We start from the raw sequence: 14,406 nt of genomic DNA on the forward strand, positions 1-14,406 counted from the left end.
CGTAGCGGATGCCAACCTTGCCGCACTTCTCAACCTGCAAGGTGCCCGTTATGACCACTTCCCGCTGGCAACGCTCCCCGCGTCTGCTGAAAAATCTGCTGGCAGCCACCCTGTTGCTGCCCGCCCTCGCCTTCGCCCAGGAACGCCCGTGGCCGGATGGCTCGCAACTGGTGATTTCGGTGTCGATGCAATTCGAAACCGGCGGCCAGCCCGAGGGGGCTGAAAGTCCGTTCTCCGGCACGCCGCTGCCTAAAGGTTATCCGGACTTGCCGGCGCAGACCTGGTTCGATTACGGCTACAAGGAAGGCCTGTGGCGCATGCTCGATCTGTGGGATCGCACCGGCATCAAGGTCACCTCCCACGTGGTCGGTGAAGCGGCGCTCAAGCACCCGGAACTGGCCAAGGCGATTGCCGAGCGCGGCCATGAACTGGCAGCCCATGGCATGCGCTGGGCCGATTCGTACAACATGAACTACGCCCAGGAAAAACAGTTCATCGGCGACGGCGTCGCGGCGGTGGAAAAAATCACCGGCCAGCGTTCGGTCGGCTACAACGCCAACTGGCTGCGGCGCAGCCCCAACACGCTGAAGGTGTTGCAGGATCTGAATTTCACCTACCACATCGATGATGTCAGCCGCGATGAGCCCTTCGTGACCATGGTCCGTGGACGAAAATTCGCCGTGGTGCCCTACACCCTGCGCAACAACGACATTGTGCTGATCGAAGGCCGGCACTTCTCCGCCGAGCAGTTTTATCAGCAATTGGTGCTGGAATTCGATCGCCTCTACGCCGAAGGCGCGAGCAAGCGGCGGATGATGTCGGTGAGTCTGCACGATCGCATCGGCGGCACACCGGCGATGGTCGAGGCGATGGAGCGCTTTATCCGCTATGCGCAGTCACATCCGAAGGTGAAATTCATGCGCAAGGATCAGATTGCCCAGGTGGTGCTGACCGAGAAAAACCCGCTGATCGACAACACCGAGGCGGCGTACAACCAGTGACAAAAAAATCGCAGCCAAGGCTGCGATTTTTTCTGCTTGACGACTCACGCCCGCAGCAGCATATAAGCCGCAACCACCAGGCACACACTGGCGAAACCCACCTGCAATGTCCTCGCCGGTACTCGCGCGCAAAGTTTGCGCCCGATGATCATGCCGACAATGCTGGCCACGATAAACGCCGCGCCCAAATGATCGATCCGCACCCCGGCATGAAACGCACCGATCACACCGATAGCGGAAATCAGGCTGATCACCATCAGCGACGTGGCGACGATGCCGCGCATCTGCACATCGGTCAGTTGCTTGAAGGCCGGCACGATCAGGAACCCGCCGCCGACGCCGAGAAGTCCGGACACCACACCGGTGACCGCCCCCAGTGCCGCAAGGGTTGCGGTGCATTTGGCAGTCCAGTCGAACCGGCCGGTCTGTTCATTGAGCATGCAGTTCTTCTGGCCCCAACTGGCGTGACCATGATCGCTCGGCCCCTCTTGCTGGCGTTCGCGGCGCAGCATGCGCCAGGCCACCATCACCATCAGCAGGCTGAAGAGGATCATCAGGACCTTCTCCGGCAACTGGTGCGCGAAGTAGATGCCCAGCGGCGAAAATACCGCCCCGAGTGCGGCGATCAACAGCGCCGCGCGGTAGCGCACCAGTCCATGACGCAAACCATCGATGGCCCCGACCGCCGCCGCACTGCCCACGGCGAACAGCGCGACCGGCGCCGCTTGCGTCATCGTCCAGCCCAGACCAAGCACCAGCGCCGGCACCGCGAGAATCCCGCCACCGGCCCCGGTCAGCCCGAGGATCAATCCCATAACCACGCCAAACAGACTTGCCAGCAACATAGGGAGTTCTCAGTCGACTTTGGACAGACTCGTCAACCACTCACGGCCCTTGAGCATGCCGTTCCAGTAGAACCACGGCAGCAGGGACGCCTTCAGCCACCACGCGGAACGGCGCGGCACGGTCGGGTCGAGGGGAAAGGTCGGCAGCAACTTACCGCCATAGCCGAACTCGGCGAGGATCACCTTGCCCTTCTCCACCGTCAGCGGGCAGGAACCGTAGCCGTCGTACTTCAGCGGCGGTGCCAGAGACTTGCGCTGGGCCAGCAGGTTCTCGGCGACCACCACGACCTGCTTGCGCACGGCAGCAGCGGTTTTCGCGTTGGTGGTGTTGCAGATATCGCCGAGCGCGAACACCTCCGGATAACGCGGATGTTGAAGGCTGTGCGGGTTGACCTCGCACCAGCCGGCGGCGTCGGCCAGCGGACTTTGTGCGATGAAGTCCGGGGAAACCTGTGGCGGGACGACGTGCAGCAGATCGAAGGTCTTGGCCACCTGAGTGACATTGCCATCGGCGTCCTTGACCTCGAACCAGGCGGTTTTCGCCGGGCCGTCAACCTTCACCAGGTTGGCGTTGAACGACAGGCGGGCGTTGTACTTCTCGATGTACTTCATCAGTGGCGGCACGAACGTCGCCACGCCGAACAATGCCGCGCCGGCCAGATTGAATTCAACCTCGACCTTGTTCAGAACGCCTTTCTTGATCCAGTGATCGCAGGACAGGTACAGCGCCTTTTGCGGGGCGCCCGCGCATTTGATCGGCATCGCCGGCTGAGTGAACAGCGCCTTGCCGCCGCGCAGTTTCTGTACCTGATCCCAGGTGTATTGCGCGTGGTGATAGCTGTAGTTGGACGTCACGCCGTGCTGGCCGAGATTTTCCTGCAAGCCTTCGATTTTCTCCCAGGCCAGGCGCAAGCCGGGGCAGACGATCAGGTTCTGATAGGTGACGGTGCGTTGATCGTTGAGGTTGAGACGACGCTGGTCGGGATCGATAGCGGTCACAGCCGCCTGAATCCAGGTGGCCTGACGCGGCATGACCTTGTTCATCGGTCGGGCGGTGTCTTTGGCGTCGTACGCGCCACCGCCGACCAGGGTCCACGCCGGCTGGTAGTAATGCAGGGTGCTCGGCTCGATCACCGTGATTTTCAGGCCGGGATCGCGCTTTAGCAGGCTCGCGACAAAGCCGATGCCGGCAGTGCCGCCGCCGATGACCACGATGTCTGCACTGATGGATGGGCCCCAGTGTTGATCGTTCATTGCTTGTTCCTTATTGCTGCACGCAAGGATAGCCGGGTCTATTGCGCCCAGCTTTTGAGCACGGCTCCGCAGTAGAGTCCGGACAGGGTTTTCATCACCTGGATGACCTCATGACTGGCGAGGCCGTAAAAAATGTACTTGCCTTCACGACGGGTCGCGACCAGCCCTTCATCACGCAGAATGCCCAATTGCTGGGACAGGGTCGGCTGGCGCACGCCGGTCATTTTCTCCAGCTCGCCGACATTGCGTTCGCCCTGGGTCAACTGGCACAGGATCAGCAGCCGGTCCTCGTTGGCCAGGGCCTTGAGCAGCGAACAGGCCTTGGAGGCCGAGGCCCGAAGTTGGGCGACTTCACATTCGGTCAGACTGGATTGCATTTGCAGGATGCCTTCAACGTCACTTAAGCTGCGGACATTATGTGTTTACATAAAGTGTTGCAACCCTGACTTTCCATCCTTCTGCACAGGACCCTGTCCATGCCCGCGCTGATTGAAGCTTTCCTCGACCCCGCCTCCTCGACCTACAGCTACGTGGTCTACGAGGCCGATGGCGGACAGTGTGCAATCGTCGATCCGGTGCTCGACTACGACGCTGCCGCCGGCCGCACCTGCACGGCCCAGGCAGACAAAATCATTGCCTTCGTTCGCGCCCACCATCTGCAAGTGCAGTGGTTGCTGGAAACCCACGCCCACGCCGATCACCTGTCCGCCGCGCCCTACCTGCGCCGCGAGCTGGGCGGCAAGATCGCCATCGGCGAATCGATCAGCAAAGTGCAGAATGTGTTCAAGGCTCTGTTCAACCTCGAGCCGGAATTTCGTGTCGACGGCTCACAGTTCGATCACCTGTTCGCACCGAACGAGTCGTTCAGGATCGGCAATCTCAAGGCGACCGCTTTGCACGTTCCCGGCCACACACCGGCGGACATGGCCTACCTGATCGATGGCGAGCAAATCCTGGTCGGCGACACACTGTTCATGCCCGACGTGGGCACCGCCCGTTGCGACTTTCCCGGTGGCAACGCCCATCAACTGTTCCATTCGATCCATAAACTGCTGGCCTTCCCCGCCAGCGTGAAGCTCTATGTCTGTCACGACTACCCGCCGCAAGGTCGGGAATCGCAATGCCAGACCACCGTCGGCGAACAACGCAAAAGCAATATCCATGTGCATGACGGCATCGACGAAAACGCTTTTGTCGAAATGCGCACCAAACGTGATGCGGGGTTGGGCATGCCGACCCTGCTGCTGCCGGCGATTCAGGTGAATGTACGGGCGGGGAATCTGCCGCCGGCGGAAGGCAATGGCGTTGTCTACCTGAAGATTCCCATCAACTCTGTGTAGGAAAAATTCAGTCAAGGAACCGGGAATAACGGATTTCGCACCTGTCGCGTCGGATGCCATGAACTGGGCGTAATCTCGGCCAGCAGGCAGACTTCATTGGGCAATCAACCAATGGAGATTTGGCAATATGGATATTCGCCGTAACCACCGAGATATGTCGCCGCAAGAGAAGTCCGCCTTCATCGAAGCGGTGCTGAGGTTGAAAAACAACGTTAACAGTGTGCTGCGCCCCGGTCTGCAGAGCCGCTACGATGACTTTGTCCAGATACACAAGAATTCGATGGGGCGCGGTAATCCGCTCGTCCCCAACCCGCACCAGAGTCCCCTGTTTTATCCATGGCACCGTGTACTGATCCGCCAGTTCGAGCTGGCTCTGCAGTCCGCCGTCGATGATCCTCGGATCACCTTGCCGTACTGGAACTGGCAAATCAGCGGAACCGACAACCCGTTCACCTCGAACTTCATGGGCGGCAATGGCGACAACACCCAGAACCAACAGGTAACGACCGGCCCTTTTTCCAATAACCAGTCGGCATTCATCGTGTCTGTATGGGACGAGGGAACCGGTAGCGCTGCCTTGCGTCGCGATCTGGGGGCTGCTGGTGCTTTGCCGACTCAGGAAGCCATCATCTCGGCCCTGAATAGAACACCCTACTGGATGGAATCGGGTGGCTGGGAAAACATTTCAGAGAACGAATTGCACAATCCAGTGCACGCGTGGATTGGCGGCAACATGATGGAAGCCTCTTCTCCCAACGACCCGCTGTTCTTTCTGCACCATTGCCATCTGGACCTGCTGTGGGAGCGCTGGAAACGGCAACACCCCAATATCCAGTCCTTCCCGTTTGTCGACCTGAGTGAATCGACACTGGTCTTTCACCCGGATAACGAACTCGCGCCCTGGCCCCAGAGCTTTACCGTTCAGCAGGCACTTTTTACGGAAGAACTCGGTTATCGGTATGAATACCTGTGAACTGCACCGGGTTCAGTTACCCAATGTCAAACCGTTCGCCGGCAACGGCAGCGCCGTTTTGTAGCGCACTTGCTTGAGCGCAAAGCTTGAGCGGATGTTGGCCACCCCCGGCACTTTGGTCAGAAAATCCATCATGAAACGCTCGAGCGACTGAATGGTCGGCACCAACACCCGGATCAGATAATCCGGGTCGCCGGCCATCAGGTAGCACTCCATGACTTCCGGGCGATCTGAAATCGCTTCTTCGAAATGCTGCAGCGCTTCCTCCACCTGCTTCTCCAGGCTCACGTGAATGAACACGTTCACGTGCAGCCCCAGCAGATCGGCATCCAGCAGGGTCACCTGCTCACGGATCAGCCCCAGTTCTTCCATCGCCTTGACCCGGTTGAAGCACGGTGTCGGCGACAAATTGACCGAACGGGCCAGGTCGGCGTTGGTGATGCGCGCATTCTCCTGAAGGCTGTTGAGAATGCCGATGTCGGTACGGTCCAGTTTGCGCATGAGACAAAACCACCTGTTTTTTATGTTTATGCAGATTTTCTATCTGCAAATGATCTCCAGCGCAACGAAACAGAGAGAAATATTCTTCTTGCCCGGGCCTATGATTGTTGTAGGACAAGATTTCTTTTATCGAAGAATGACTGCCAGCTCACTACAAGAAATTCACAAGATCGAGCGTAGAAGCCATGACCCAAGCGTATGAACCGCTGCGTCTGCACGTCCCTGAACCTTCGGGCCGCCCAGGCTGCAAAACCGACTTCTCCTACCTGCATCTGACCGATGCCGGCACGGTGCGCAAACCTTCCATTGACGTTGAACCCGCCGACACCGCCGACCTGGCCCGTGGCCTGATCCGCGTGCTCGACGATCAGGGCAACGCCCTTGGCCCATGGGCCGAGAACGTACCGGTCGAGATCCTGCGCAAAGGCATGCGCGCGATGCTCAAGACCCGGATCTACGACAACCGCATGGTGGTCGCCCAGCGTCAGAAAAAAATGTCGTTCTACATGCAGAGCCTTGGCGAAGAAGCCATCGGCAGTGCCCAGGCCCTGGCTTTGAACACCGACGACATGTGCTTCCCGACGTACCGCCAGCAAAGCATCCTGATGGCCCGCGACGTACCGCTGGTCGACCTGATCTGCCAGTTGCTGTCCAACGAGCGCGACCCGCTCAAGGGGCGTCAGCTGCCGATCATGTACTCGGTCAAGGACGCCGGTTTCTTCACTATCTCCGGCAACCTCGCCACCCAGTTCATCCAGGGCGTGGGCTGGGGCATGGCCTCGGCGATCAAGGGCGACACCAAAATCGCCTCGGCCTGGATCGGCGACGGCGCTACCGCCGAATCGGACTTCCACACCGCCCTCACCTTCGCTCACGTTTACCGTGCGCCAGTGATCCTCAACGTGGTCAACAACCAATGGGCGATCTCGACCTTCCAGGCCATCGCCGGTGGTGAAGCCACCACCTTCGCCGGACGCGGCGTCGGTTGCGGCATCGCCTCGCTGCGGGTGGATGGCAACGATTTCTACGCGGTTTATGCAGCTTCCGCCTGGGCTGCCGAACGCGCCCGCCGCGGCCTCGGCCCGACAATGATCGAGTGGGTCACCTACCGTGCCGGCCCGCACTCGACCTCCGACGATCCGTCCAAATACCGTCCTGCCGACGACTGGAGCCACTTCCCGCTGGGCGACCCGATTGCTCGCCTGAAACAGCACCTGATAAAGGTTGGCCACTGGTCGGAAGAAGAGCACGCCGCCGTCAGTGCAGAGCTCGAAGCCGAGGTGATTGCCGCACAGAAACAGGCCGAACAGTACGGCACCCTCGCCGGCGGCCAGATTCCGAGCGCCGCGACCATGTTCGAAGACGTCTACAAAGAGATGCCGGAGCACTTGAAGCGCCAGCGTCAGCAGTTGGGGATCTGACATGAACGACCACAACAACAATATTCAGTTGGAAACCGCCATGACCACGACCACCATGACCATGATCCAGGCCCTGCGCTCGGCCATGGATGTGATGCTTGAGCGTGACGACAATGTGGTGGTGTTCGGCCAGGACGTCGGCTACTTCGGCGGCGTGTTCCGTTGCACCGAAGGCCTGCAAGCCAAGTACGGCACCTCGCGGGTGTTCGACGCACCGATCTCCGAGAGCGGCATCGTCGGGACCGCCGTGGGCATGGGCGCCTACGGCCTGCGCCCGGTAGTGGAAATCCAGTTCGCCGACTACGTCTACCCGGCCTACGACCAGATCATTTCCGAGGCGGCTCGCCTGCGTTATCGCTCGGCCGGCGAATTCACCGCGCCGATGACCCTGCGCATGCCTTGCGGTGGCGGCATCTACGGTGGCCAGACCCACAGCCAGAGTATCGAAGCCCTGTTCACCCAGGTCTGCGGCCTGCGCACCGTCATGCCGTCCAACCCGTATGACGCCAAGGGCCTGCTGATCGCCTCCATCGAAAACGATGACCCGGTGATATTCCTGGAGCCAAAACGCCTGTACAACGGCCCATTCGACGGCCACCACGAACGTCCGGTAACCCCGTGGTCGAAACACCCGGCTGCACAAGTCCCGGATGGCTACTACACCGTGCCGCTGGACGTCGCCGCCATCGCCCGTCCGGGCAAGGACGTCACCGTGCTGACCTACGGCACCACCGTGTACGTGTCGCAAGTCGCCGCCGAAGAAACCGGCGTCGATGCTGAAGTCATCGATCTGCGCAGCCTTTGGCCTCTGGACCTGGACACCATCGTCAAATCCGTGAAGAAAACCGGCCGTTGCGTGGTGGTTCACGAAGCCACCCGCACCTGCGGCTTCGGCGCCGAACTGGTGGCGCTGGTGCAAGAGCATTGCTTCCACCACCTGGAAGCGCCGATCGAACGCGTCACCGGTTGGGACACCCCCTACCCGCATGCGCAGGAGTGGGCGTATTTCCCAGGGCCGTCCCGTGTGGGCGCGGCGCTGAAACGGGTCATGGAGGTCTGAATGGGCACGCACGTTATCAAGATGCCGGACATCGGCGAAGGCATCGCAGAAGTTGAACTGTCGCAGTGGCACGTCAAGGTCGGCGATCTGGTCGTTGAAGATCAGGTGCTGGCGGATGTGATGACCGACAAGGCAATGGTCGACATTCCGTCGCCGGTCCACGGCAAGGTGATTGCACTCGGCGGTCAGCCGGGTGAAGTGATGGCGGTCGGCAGTGTGCTGATCAGCATCGAGGTTGAAGGTGCGGGCAATCTGAAAGAGTCCGACAAACCGGCGCCTGTTGCAGCGAAGGAAGCACCTGTCGCACCGAAAGTTGAAGCGGTCGTTGAAAGCAAACCCGCCGCGCCACGTACGGCTCCGGTTTGCCAGGGCCCGATGGTTGCCCGTGAAGCCGATGAGCGTCCGCTGGCCTCGCCCGCCGTGCGCAAACATGCGCTGGATCTGGGCATCCAACTGCGTCTGGTGCGCGGTTCCGGTCCGGCCGGTCGCGTGTTGCACGAAGACCTCGAGGCTTATCTGACGCAAGGTCAGTCGAACGCTTCGGCGCCGGTCGCCGCCGCTTACGCCCAGCGTAACGATGAAGAACAGATTCAAGTGATCGGCATGCGCCGCAAGATTGCCCAGCGCATGCAGGACGCCACCCAGCGTGCTGCACATTTCAGTTATGTCGAAGAAATCGACGTCACCGCGATTGAAGAACTGCGTGCCCACCTGAATGAAAAACATGGCGCCAGCCGTGGCAAGCTGACCCTGCTGCCATTCCTGGTCCGCGCACTGGTCGTCGCCCTGCGCGACTTCCCGCAGATGAACGCCCGTTACGACGACGAAGCCCAGGTCATCACCCGCCTCGGCGCGGTGCATGTCGGTGTCGCCACTCAAAGCGATGTTGGCCTGATGGTCCCGGTGGTGAGTCACGCCGAGGCTCGCAGCCTGTGGGACAGTGCGGCGGAAATCTCCCGTCTGGCCACCGCCGCGCGCAATGGTAAGGCCAGCCGCGATGAGCTCTCTGGCTCGACCATCACCCTGACCAGCCTCGGCGCCCTTGGCGGCATCGTCAGCACCCCGGTGCTGAACCTGCCGGAAGTGGCCATCGTCGGCGTGAACAAAATCGTCGAACGCCCAATGGTCGTCAAAGGCCAGGTGGTTATCCGCAAGATGATGAACCTCTCCAGCTCCTTCGATCACCGCGTGGTCGACGGCATGGACGCCGCGCTCTTCATCCAGGCCATTCGTGGTCTGCTCGAACAACCCGCGACCCTGTTTGTGGAGTGATGGCATGCAAACTCTGAACACCACGCTGCTGATTATTGGTGGCGGTCCTGGCGGTTACGTCACAGCCATTCGTGCCGGGCAACTGGGCATTTCGACCATTCTGGTCGAGGGCGAATCGCTGGGCGGTACCTGCCTGAACATCGGCTGCATTCCGTCGAAAGCACTGATTCATGTGGCCGAGCAGTTTCACCAGACTCAACACCACAATCAGCATTCGGCACTGGGCATCAGTGTTTCCGCACCGACCCTCGACATCAGCAAAAGCGTCGAGTGGAAGGACGGCATCGTTGATCGCCTGACTACCGGCGTCGCCGCATTGCTGAAGAAAAACAAGGTTCAGGTCATCAACGGCTGGGCCAAGGTCATCGACGGCAAGACCGTGGAAGTCGGCGACACCCGCATCCACTGCGAACACCTGGTGCTGGCCACCGGCTCGAAAAGCGTCAATCTGCCGATCCTGCCGATTGGCGGGCCGATCATTTCGTCCACCGAGGCGCTCGCGCCGAAGTCGATTCCGAAACGTCTGATCGTGGTTGGCGGCGGTTACATCGGTCTGGAATTGGGCATTGCCTATCGCAAGCTCGGCGCCGAGGTCAGTGTGGTCGAGGCGCAGGATCGCATCCTGCCGGCCTACGACGCCGAACTGACCCAACCGGTGCACGAAGCACTGAAACAACTGGGCGTGAAGCTGTACCTGAAGCACAGCGTGTTGGGTTTCGACAGCAAGTTGCAGGTGCGCGATCCGAACGGCGACACCTTGAACCTGGAAACCGATCAGGTGCTGGTGGCCATCGGTCGCAAACCCAATACCCAGGGCTGGAACCTTGAAGCGCTGAACCTGGACATGAACGGCTCGGCGATCAAGATCGACAGCCGCTGCCAGACCAGCATGCGCAACGTCTACGCCATCGGCGACCTGAGCGGCGAGCCGATGCTGGCCCACCGCGCCATGGCTCAAGGGGAGATGATTGCCGAGCTGATCAGCGGCAAGACTCGCGAGTTCAATCCGACCGCCATCGCCGCCGTGTGCTTCACCGACCCGGAACTGGTGGTCGTCGGCAAGACGCCGGACGAAGCCAAGGCGGCGGGGCTGGATTGCATCGTGTCGAACTTCCCGTTCGCAGCCAATGGCCGGGCGATGACCCTGGAATCGAAAACCGGCTTCGTGCGGGTAGTCGCCCGTCGTGACAATCATGTGATTGTCGGCTGGCAGGCGGTGGGTGTCGGGGTATCTGAGCTGTCGACCGCGTTCGCGCAAAGCCTGGAAATGGGCGCACGACTGGAAGACATCGGCGGCACCATTCACGCGCACCCGACCCTGGGTGAAGCGGTGCAGGAAGCAGCGTTGCGTGCCCTCGGGCATGCGTTGCACCTGTAAAAACCCGATGCGGGGGAGTTTTTTCATAAGCAGGCTAATAAATCTGCTGCTCCCCCCATCGCCCGGGCTGCGAAACCGCTCAAGAATGAAGTATTGTTGTGCCCATCCAAAAAAACGTCAGAAGCCTTGAACCGCTTCGGCGGTTGTTCAGTGATAGAGGGTGTCATGGGTAACGAAAGCATCAACTGGGACAAGCTGGGTTTTGACTACATCAAGACCGACAAACGCTATCTGTCGTACTTTCGCAACGGCGAGTGGGACAAAGGCACCCTGACCGAAGACAACGTGCTGCACATCAGCGAAGGCTCCACTGCCCTTCACTATGGCCAGCAATGCTTCGAAGGCCTGAAGGCCTATCGTTGCAAGGACGGCTCGATCAACCTGTTCCGTCCGGACCAGAACGCCGCGCGCATGCAACGCAGCTGCGCCCGCCTGCTGATGCCGCATGTGTCCACCGAGCAGTTCATCGAAGCGTGCAAGCAAGTGGTTCGCGCCAACGAGCGCTTCATCCCGCCTTACGGCACCGGCGGCGCGCTGTATCTGCGTCCGTTCGTGATCGGCGTGGGAGACAACATCGGCGTGCGTACCGCACCTGAGTTCATCTTCTCGGTGTTCGCGATTCCGGTTGGCGCCTACTTCAAGGGCGGCCTGACCCCGCACAACTTCCAGATCTCCACCTTCGACCGCGCCGCGCCACAAGGCACCGGTGCCGCCAAGGTCGGTGGCAACTACGCCGCCAGCCTGATGCCAGGCTCCCAGGCCAAGAAAGCGCACTTTGCTGACGCCATCTACCTGGATCCGCTGACCCACAAGAAGATCGAGGAAGTCGGTTCGGCCAACTTCTTCGGGATCACCCACGACAACAAGTTCGTGACCCCGAACTCGCCGTCGGTACTGCCGGGCATTACCCGTCTGTCGCTGATCGAATTGGCCAAGTCCCGTCTGGGCTTGGAAGTGGTCGAAGGCGACGTGTTCATCGACAAGCTGTCGGACTTCAAGGAAGCCGGCGCCTGCGGTACCGCTGCGGTGATCACCCCGATCGGCGGCATCAGCTACAACGACCACCTGCACGTGTTCCACAGCGAAACCGAAGTCGGCCCTGTGACCCAGAAGCTCTACAAGGAGCTGACCGGTGTACAGACCGGCGACGTCGAAGCGCCAGCTGGCTGGATCGTCAAGGTTTGATCTGACGGCCAGATGCACAAAAGCCCCCATCGAGAAATCGATGGGGGCTTTTTCATTCGCCTCGCTCGCTGGCCTTCATGGCAATCCGCTTGCCTGCACGACCGGCAATCCCGCTCGCCTGCCCGTTTTGCTGCTTGCCTGTGCGCGCCTGGGTAATCAACCCCGGGATCAATTCCCCCTCCGGCAGGTTCTTCCAGAAACGCATGGGCAAGTGCCCTTGCATGACCTTCTCGTTCAACCGCGCCGGGTTGAAGATGTGGCTGTAGTACGCCAGCCACAACTCGCCCTGTGGATCATCAACGTTCTGCGCCAGTTGCTGCCATTCCACCGGGCACTGGCGCTGATGAATCATTTGTTCGCCATCGTAATAAACCCCATCACGCGGCGTAGCGATCAGCCAGCGATGGCGCCCCATGCGCCCGATGAAGTGTTCACTGGCGCTGTGCAGGATGTCGTGGGCCGGTTCGTGCCACGCCACGTATTGCGGGCCCGGCAGCTCTGACGGGCGCTCGATGAAACGCACGAACGCATGCAGATGATGGGCTTCGCGCTGCACCTGCTTGATCCGCCGCTGCAACTCGCTACCCAGTTTGTCGCCGGCCATCATTGCCGTGCGATCGCCATGGCTGACGCGCCAGAGCACTTCGTAAAGCAGACTCCAGCGCTGATCGCCACGGTAGCGTGACGCTTGTTCCAGGGTGTCGAGCAATGCGCGCGGAATACGCGCCTGAAATGGTCCCTGTCCGTCCGGCACCGACACATCACTGGCAAACAGATCACTCACCCCTTCCGAAGCCCAGCTCACCAGACTCGGATCGATTTCATGGCTGAGTAGCCAGCGCGCCTGTTGGCGCCAGGTGTCGAACAAGTCATCGCAATCAAGATTGATCATCCCCACAAACCCATCTGCTGCGGCATCGGTCGATCGCGCAACTGCTGATAGAGCATCTGGCTGGTGACCTCCGCTTGCTGCGGGTGGTAGTCGCTGGTGATGATGAATGGCTTGGCCTTGGCCAGCACACAGCGCATGCGAGCCACATCTTCGTAACGAATGCGCCGTTGTTGACGCAGTTCCACCAATCGCTCGGTGGTACGCAGGCCGATGCCGGGAATGCGTGAAATCAACGCCGGCTCGGCGCGATTGAGGTCCAGCGGAAACACCTCGCGATTTTGCAGCGCCCAGGCCAATTTCGGGTCGATGTCCAGCGCCAGATTGCCCGGCCCCTGAAGCAATTCACCAGCGGTATAGCCATAACCGCGCAATAGAAAATCAGCCTGATACAAGCGGTGCTCACGCATCAGCGGCGGCGCGGCCAGCGGCACGCTTTTCGGGCTGTCGGGAATCGGGCTGAACGCCGAGTAATAGACCCGACGCAGGCGGAAGTTGCCGTAGAGCGCCTGAGCGCTGTGCAGGATGGTGCTGTCGTCGGTGTCATCGGCACCGACGATCATTTGCGTGCTCTGCCCGGCCGGGGCGAACTTTGGTGCGCGGGGTTCGTTAAGCACCGTCTGCACACCGGTGTAGATGGTGTTCATCGCCTGCTTGATCGAACCGATCTGCTTTTCCGGCGCGAGGGTTTGCAGGCTGGCATCGGTGGGCAATTCGATGTTGACGCTCAAGCGATCAGCATAACGCCCGGCCTCTTCGATCAGCGCCGGATCGGCTTCGGGAATGGTCTTGAGATGGATGTAGCCACGGAATTCATGCTCTTCGCGCAACAGCTTCGCGACACGTACCAGTTGCTCCATGGTGTAGTCCGCCGAACGGATGATCCCGGAGCTGAGGAACAGCCCGCTGACGCAATTGCGCCGGTAGAAATCCAGGGTCAGCGTCACCACCTCCTCGGGCGTGAAACGCGCCCGGGGCACGTCGCTGGAGCGGCGGTTGACGCAGTACTGGCAGTCGTAGAGACAGAAATTGGTCAGCAGCACCTTGAGCAGCGAAACGCAACGCCCGTCCGGCGTGTAGCTGTGGCAGATGCCCATGCCATCGGTGGAACCCAGCCCGCTCTTGCCCTCGGAGCTGCGCTTGGGCGCGCCACTGCTGGCGCAGGAGGCATCGTACTTGGCGGCGTCGGCGAGGATGCTGAGCTTGTCGATGAGTTGCATGGCATGGACCTTATACTGTTCGCATATACAGTATAGAGTCCGCCCACGGGTCACAAGTCGTAAAACG

General features: G+C 60.5%; 14 protein-coding genes. 8 read left to right on the forward strand and 6 right to left on the reverse strand.

Annotation, left to right across the window (positions count from 1 at the left end):
• Positions 1 to 50: 50 nt before the first annotated feature.
• Complete coding sequence (locus NH234_RS18570) at positions 51 to 1,001, forward strand: polysaccharide deacetylase family protein (RefSeq protein WP_367253767.1); 951 nt, start codon at positions 51 to 53, stop codon at positions 999 to 1,001.
• Positions 1,002 to 1,045: 44 nt separating this feature from the next.
• Here the strand turns inward: NH234_RS18570 and NH234_RS18575 are convergent, their stop codons facing one another.
• From NH234_RS18575 to NH234_RS18585, 3 genes are read right to left on the reverse strand one after another with little or no spacing between them, the layout of a single operon-like run.
• Positions 1,046 to 1,846: a sulfite exporter TauE/SafE family protein gene (locus NH234_RS18575; protein WP_065258956.1), complete on the reverse strand. Its 801-nt coding sequence runs from the start codon at positions 1,844 to 1,846 to the stop codon at positions 1,046 to 1,048.
• A 9-nt stretch (positions 1,847 to 1,855) separates the two neighbouring features.
• Positions 1,856 to 3,100 carry an FAD/NAD(P)-binding oxidoreductase gene (locus NH234_RS18580; protein WP_085732061.1) on the reverse strand — a complete coding sequence of 415 codons (1,245 nt, stop codon included), beginning with the start codon at positions 3,098 to 3,100 and terminating at the stop codon, positions 1,856 to 1,858.
• Positions 3,101 to 3,138: 38 nt separating this feature from the next.
• The gene (locus tag NH234_RS18585; RefSeq protein ID WP_007952897.1) at positions 3,139 to 3,477 is read right to left on the reverse strand and encodes a helix-turn-helix transcriptional regulator; all 339 of its coding nucleotides are present in this window, start codon (positions 3,475 to 3,477) and stop codon (positions 3,139 to 3,141) included.
• A gap of 99 nt (positions 3,478 to 3,576) precedes the next feature.
• On the opposite strand from NH234_RS18585, the gene NH234_RS18590 reads away from it, so the two are divergent.
• Entirely contained in the window at positions 3,577 to 4,440 is an 864-nt protein-coding gene (locus NH234_RS18590; RefSeq protein ID WP_367253769.1) for an MBL fold metallo-hydrolase, read from the forward strand.
• 127 nt (positions 4,441 to 4,567) lie between these two features.
• Complete coding sequence (locus NH234_RS18595) at positions 4,568 to 5,413, forward strand: tyrosinase family protein (protein WP_085732063.1); 846 nt, start codon at positions 4,568 to 4,570, stop codon at positions 5,411 to 5,413.
• A gap of 12 nt (positions 5,414 to 5,425) precedes the next feature.
• Here the strand turns inward: NH234_RS18595 and bkdR are convergent, their stop codons facing one another.
• On the reverse strand, positions 5,426 to 5,914 hold the full coding sequence (gene bkdR / locus NH234_RS18600) for a Bkd operon transcriptional regulator BkdR (protein WP_007915088.1): 489 nt from the start codon (positions 5,912 to 5,914) through the stop codon (positions 5,426 to 5,428).
• Between the two features lie 185 nt (positions 5,915 to 6,099).
• Here bkdR and NH234_RS18605 point away from each other — a divergent pair, with 185 nt between their 5' ends.
• The 5 genes from NH234_RS18605 to NH234_RS18625 all read left to right on the forward strand — a co-directional run bounded on the left by NH234_RS18605 (position 6,100) and on the right by NH234_RS18625 (position 12,230).
• Complete coding sequence (locus tag NH234_RS18605; protein WP_114883893.1) at positions 6,100 to 7,335, forward strand: 3-methyl-2-oxobutanoate dehydrogenase (2-methylpropanoyl-transferring) subunit alpha; 1,236 nt, start codon at positions 6,100 to 6,102, stop codon at positions 7,333 to 7,335.
• 1 nt (position 7,336) lies between these two features.
• Positions 7,337 to 8,395 (forward strand): alpha-ketoacid dehydrogenase subunit beta, encoded by a 1,059-nt coding sequence (locus NH234_RS18610; protein ID WP_085732065.1) that lies wholly within the window; start codon positions 7,337 to 7,339, stop codon positions 8,393 to 8,395.
• Positions 8,396 to 9,667 carry a dihydrolipoamide acetyltransferase family protein gene (locus NH234_RS18615; RefSeq protein WP_367253770.1) on the forward strand — a complete coding sequence of 424 codons (1,272 nt, stop codon included), beginning with the start codon at positions 8,396 to 8,398 and terminating at the stop codon, positions 9,665 to 9,667.
• Positions 9,668 to 9,671: 4 nt separating this feature from the next.
• On the forward strand, positions 9,672 to 11,045 hold the full coding sequence (gene lpdA, locus NH234_RS18620; protein WP_367253771.1) for a dihydrolipoyl dehydrogenase: 1,374 nt from the start codon (positions 9,672 to 9,674) through the stop codon (positions 11,043 to 11,045).
• A gap of 165 nt (positions 11,046 to 11,210) precedes the next feature.
• The gene (locus NH234_RS18625) at positions 11,211 to 12,230 is read left to right on the forward strand and encodes a branched-chain amino acid aminotransferase (protein WP_064597568.1); all 1,020 of its coding nucleotides are present in this window, start codon (positions 11,211 to 11,213) and stop codon (positions 12,228 to 12,230) included.
• 52 nt (positions 12,231 to 12,282) lie between these two features.
• Here NH234_RS18625 and NH234_RS18630 read toward each other — a convergent pair whose 3' ends face one another.
• Both NH234_RS18630 and NH234_RS18635 read right to left on the reverse strand, forming a co-directional pair.
• Positions 12,283 to 13,122 carry a TIGR03915 family putative DNA repair protein gene (locus NH234_RS18630; protein WP_367253772.1) on the reverse strand — a complete coding sequence of 280 codons (840 nt, stop codon included), beginning with the start codon at positions 13,120 to 13,122 and terminating at the stop codon, positions 12,283 to 12,285.
• Positions 13,119 to 14,339 carry a putative DNA modification/repair radical SAM protein gene (locus NH234_RS18635; protein WP_367253773.1) on the reverse strand — a complete coding sequence of 407 codons (1,221 nt, stop codon included), beginning with the start codon at positions 14,337 to 14,339 and terminating at the stop codon, positions 13,119 to 13,121. Before NH234_RS18635 ends, NH234_RS18630 begins: the two co-directional genes overlap by 4 nt.
• Between the last annotated feature and the right edge of the window lie 67 nt (positions 14,340 to 14,406).

This window comes from Pseudomonas sp. stari2, assembly GCF_040760005.1.
Taxonomy (GTDB): domain Bacteria; phylum Pseudomonadota; class Gammaproteobacteria; order Pseudomonadales; family Pseudomonadaceae; genus Aquipseudomonas.